We start from the raw sequence: 4,405 nt of genomic DNA, 5'->3' as shown, positions 1-4,405 counted from the left end.
ATCGTCAGGCTGCGTGAGGTAGGCAGCTCGCTGGAACACCCCTCATCCGTCTCGGCGCTAACGCGCCGATCCACCTTCTCCCACAGGGGGAGAAGGCAAGATCGCGCCGGCGTTGCAGCCAATCGTCGACGCTGGACATTTGCTGAGCGGCATGTGCCAAGCTCTCCCTTCTCCCCTTGTGGGAGAAGGTGGCCGAGCGAAGCTCGGTCGGATGAGGGGTGCTCCAGCTTGGCGCATGCCTCGGCCCGCTACTTCCAGTTCTTGCGCCGTTCAAGCTCGGCTTCCGAAGGCTCCTGTTGAGCAAAAGAGCCGGTGCGGATCTCGCCCGCGCGCTCGTAAGTCGCCATGATGACGCCGGTGCTCGAGACCTGTGACTTGATAAGCTTGAAGGCGGCCGGCATCGCGCTATCGCCGAACAGCCGCTTACCCTTGCCGAGCAACAGCGGGAAGATCATCAGCCGGATCTCGTCGATCAGCCCGTTGGCGAGCAGGGTCTGGATCAGATTGCCCGATCCCTGGATGAGCAGGTCCGGTCCGTCTTCCTGTTTGAGTTGCCTGAGCCTTGCGACGATATCCGGCCCAAGCGACTGGCTGTTTTGCCAGCTCAGGGTATCCGGCCGATGCGTCGCCACATATTTGGTCGCAGGGTTGAAGACATCCGCGATCTGATCTTTCTGATACGGCCAGTACGCGGCGAAGATGTCGTAGGTTCTGCGGCCGAGAAGCAGCGCGAAGGGTTTGGAGAACAGTTCGTCTATTGCCGCGCCCGCAACCTCGTCAAAATAATGGAACGTCCAGCCGCCGAACTTGAAGCCGCCGGCCGGGTCCTCTTCCGGTCCGCCGGGCGCCTGCATGACGCCGTCGAGGCTGACGAAGGTGGCGGCGATGATCTTGCGCATCTGTTTTCTCCTTTTCATGGTCCGCGCCGTCGCGGCCGGATTTCGACCCAAGGACGAACGATCAGGCCGTTTTCCGACACGACCCCGCGAAATTCTATCGCTTGCTGTCAGCGCGAATGGGGCGGGACGAGAACCAGACATCGCCGAAGACGGCGGTGGCGGTGCGATCGGGCGCCTTGTCTTCACTCAGCCAGATCGAGCGCGTGCGGGCGGCGCGTTCGCGGGTCGGCACTTTTGCCTCCGGTCCGGCGACCCAGGCGCCGACGCAGGGGATGAACCACGAGCCCATGAAAGGCTGGCAGGCAAAGCCGCGCTCCATGCGCGTGACAATCACCGCCAGGCCGATGCGCTCGGCCGGACGCCAGGGGAAGATCATGCGGCCGCCGGGTTTGAGCGCCCTCAACCAGGCTGCGGGAGGGGCCGCGACACCGGCATTGACATAGATGATGTCGGAAGGCGGGAGCAGGCTGGTGACTGCGTTGCCTTGGATGACTTTCACATTGCCGTAAGCCGCGAGATTTTGGCTTGCACGCTCCGCGAGATCGGTCTCGAGCTCGAAGGCGGTGACGCTGCCGCCCGGTTCGACCAGCTTCGCCAGCAACGCGGTGTAGTAGCCGGTGCCGGCGCCGATATGGGTGACGGCTTCGCCGGGCTTCGGTTCGACCTTGCCGATCCACATGGCGTGCAGAACCGGCTCGCCGTTGTTGATACCCTTGTCGGCATCGAGCACCACAAGCACGTTCTGGTAGATGTAGCTTGGATCGGCGGTCGGCGTCTTGAAACCGCCGTCGCCGGCAAAGACGGTCCACGGTCCGGGCCCGAGAAAGGCTTCGCGCGGCACCGAGGCGAACACCTCCTCAATACGGGGATCGACGGAGCGCGCATGCGCGGCCATCAGCTTGGCGTAGAATTTTCGGGCGTCGTCCGATCCGGTCATGCTTCCAGAAGATAGCGCGGCCGGCTCGGATGTCGCGGTTCCATCTCAGCCGGCGATGGTGTCGTAAAGCAGCTTGAAGTTGAGCGCCAGGATGATCGCCGCGACCATCCAGGCGAGCGCAGCAATGCCGCGCGGGATGGCGAAATTGCCCATCTTCTTCTTGTCCGACACGAACTGCACCAGAGGCACCACGGCGAACGGCAACTGCATCGACAGGATGACCTGGCTGAAGACCAGAAGCTGGGCCGTGCCCTTTTCACCATAGAACGCGGTCACGATCACGACGGGGACGATGGCGACGCCGCGCGTCAACAAGCGACGCGCCCATTGCGGGATGCGCAGGCGCAGGAAGCCTTCCATCACGATCTGGCCGGCGAGCGTCGCGGTGACCGTCGAGTTGAGGCCGGAGGCGAGCAGCGCGATCGCGAACAGGATCGAGGCGATGCTCAAACCCAAGAGCGGCGACAGCAATTCAAAAGCCTGGCCGATCTCAGCGACATCCTGGTGCCCGGTGCCGTGGAAGGCCACGGCCGCGACGATCAGGATCGAGGCGTTGACGAACAGCGCCAGGATCAGCGCGATGGTCGAATCCGTCGTCGCCCATTTGATGGCGTCGCGCTTGCCGGCGTCGGTGCGCTGATAGGCACGGGTCTGCACGATCGAGGAGTGCAGGTAGAGATTATGCGGCATCACGGTGGCGCCGATGATGCCGATGGCGATGTAGAGCATCGCCGGGTTGGTGACGATCTGCGACGACGGCACGAACATCGAATGCAGGATCGTGCCGGCCGGCGGCGCGGCGACGAAGATCTGGATGGCAAAGCAGCCGAAGATGATGATCAGCAGCGCAACGACAAAGGCCTCGAGGTAACGGAAGCCCCTGTTCATCAGAAGGAGCACGAGGAAGGCATCGAGCGCGGTGATTAGGGCGCCGCCGATCAACGGGATTCCGAACAGAAGCTGCAGCGCGATCGCCGTGCCGATCACCTCGGCAAGGTCGCAGGCAATGATCGCCAACTCGCAGGCGACCCACAGCAGGAAATTGACAGGGCGCGGATAGTAGGCGCGGCAGGCCTGCGCAAGATCGCGGCCGGTGGCGATGCCGAGACGCGCGGCCAGCGCCTGCAAAAGGATCGCCATCAGGTTCGACAGCATGATGACGAAAAGCAGCGTGTAACCGAACTGCGCGCCGCCGGCGAGGTCTGTCGCCCAGTTGCCCGGGTCCATATAGCCGACCGACACCATGTAGCCCGGACCCATGAAGGCGAACAGGCGGCGGAGCCACATCCCGGTCTGCGGCACTGCGATCGTGGCGTTAACCTCGCGCAGGCTGGGCTGCTCGCCCTCATCGGCGCGGGCAAATTGCCACGAGGAACGAGACACGGCTTCTGCGTCGGACATCACGGACTTCCACTGGAATATATCAAGGATGCGCCTTATCTATGCCATGGCTCAACATTATGCAATAGGCTATATTTCATTGTTTGTGCTTTTTATCCGGCGGCGTGAAGGGCCGGTTGCACGTGAGCGGGAATGCAAATAAACGGCCGGACCAGCAGGGTTCGTGTTATGAATGCGATCCCGATTCAGCCTTCGGGCGACCAAGGAGGAGGAGCGCGTATTGGCGCTGAGGAACAGACCGGTTCGACGCGAAAAGCCGCTTCCCGATGCCGAAATCCATTCGGAAGGGTTCCGGCAGACGCGCGAAGCGCGCCGCAGCGCGCTCGTTGAGGACTATGTCGAACTGATCGCCGACTTGATCGAGGACGGCAATGAGGCCCGTCAGGTCGATATCGCGGCCAGGCTTGGCGTCGCGCAACCCACCGTAGCGAAAATGCTGACCAGGCTCTGCGCCGACGGGTTGGTGTCCAGAAAGCCCTATCGCGGCGTGTTCCTCACCGAAACCGGCCGGAAGGTCGCCGAGGAGAGCCGCATCCGCCACCAGACGGTCGAAGCGTTCCTGCGCTCGCTGGGCGTCAGCGCCGAGACGGCGCGGATCGACGCCGAAGGCATAGAGCACCATGTCAGCGCCGAGACACTGGACGCTTTTCGCAGGGCGATGACCTCAGCCCGTTGAGCCCGGGAGCTCGGAGACAAGGATCGGTTGCGGAGCGCGACGTTGCGATGCCGCAGCGCGAAAAATGCTGTGACTTGACGTATCCATTGCGATAATTGTTGGCCGAGGGGGCGGTAGCGGGCCGGACCTTCCAGGACATTCGTGGTGCGAGGAGTTGCCATGCTTTGGAGAGGCCGTCGCCAGAGCGACAATATCGAGGACCAGCGCAGCGACAGTGGCGGCGGGCTCGGCGGTGGTTTAGGCGGCAGCCCTGGCCAGTTTCGCATTCCGATCGGCGGCCGCGCCGGCGGCGGTTCCAGCATCATCCTGGTCATCCTGGTCGTTCTTGCCGGATGGTATTTCGGTTTCGATCCGTCGCAGATCCTGGGTGACGGCAGCGGCGGTCTGGTACCGGGCGGCGGGGGCCAGATCACGGACGACAGCGGCTCGCAGGACAGCACCGGCGCACCCGCTTCGGATGAAATGAAGCAGTTCGTGGCGACGGTGCTTGCC

5 protein-coding genes are annotated in these 4,405 nt (G+C 63.3%); 2 read left to right on the top strand and 3 right to left on the bottom strand.

Going from position 1 to position 4,405, the window contains the following annotated elements:
- Positions 1–248: 248 nt before the first annotated feature.
- From EOA38_RS29065 to EOA38_RS29055, 3 genes are all read right to left on the bottom strand, one after another.
- Positions 249–899: a dihydrofolate reductase family protein gene (locus EOA38_RS29065; RefSeq protein ID WP_127300858.1), complete on the bottom strand. Its 651-nt coding sequence runs from the start codon at positions 897–899 to the stop codon at positions 249–251.
- Between the two features lie 94 nt (positions 900–993).
- Positions 994–1,836, bottom strand: a complete 843-nt coding sequence (locus EOA38_RS29060; protein WP_127300857.1) for an rRNA adenine N-6-methyltransferase family protein — start codon at positions 1,834–1,836, stop codon at positions 994–996.
- Positions 1,837–1,881: 45 nt separating this feature from the next.
- A complete protein-coding gene (locus tag EOA38_RS29055; RefSeq protein ID WP_127300856.1) occupies positions 1,882–3,237 on the bottom strand; it encodes an Nramp family divalent metal transporter in 1,356 nt (451 codons plus the stop codon).
- Between the two features lie 220 nt (positions 3,238–3,457).
- On the opposite strand from EOA38_RS29055, the gene mntR reads away from it, so the two are divergent.
- Both mntR and EOA38_RS29045 read left to right on the top strand, forming a co-directional pair.
- Entirely contained in the window at positions 3,458–3,913 is a 456-nt protein-coding gene (gene mntR / locus EOA38_RS29050; RefSeq protein ID WP_189350563.1) for a manganese-binding transcriptional regulator MntR, read from the top strand.
- 159 nt (positions 3,914–4,072) lie between these two features.
- Positions 4,073–4,405 (top strand): neutral zinc metallopeptidase (locus EOA38_RS29045; protein WP_189434983.1); only part of this gene is annotated, 333 nt, incomplete at its 3' end.

Origin of the sequence: Mesorhizobium sp. M1E.F.Ca.ET.041.01.1.1, from assembly GCF_003997355.1 — a bacterium.
Taxonomy (GTDB): domain Bacteria; phylum Pseudomonadota; class Alphaproteobacteria; order Rhizobiales; family Rhizobiaceae; genus Mesorhizobium.
This window is presented reverse-complemented; position numbering and strand designations above follow the sequence as displayed.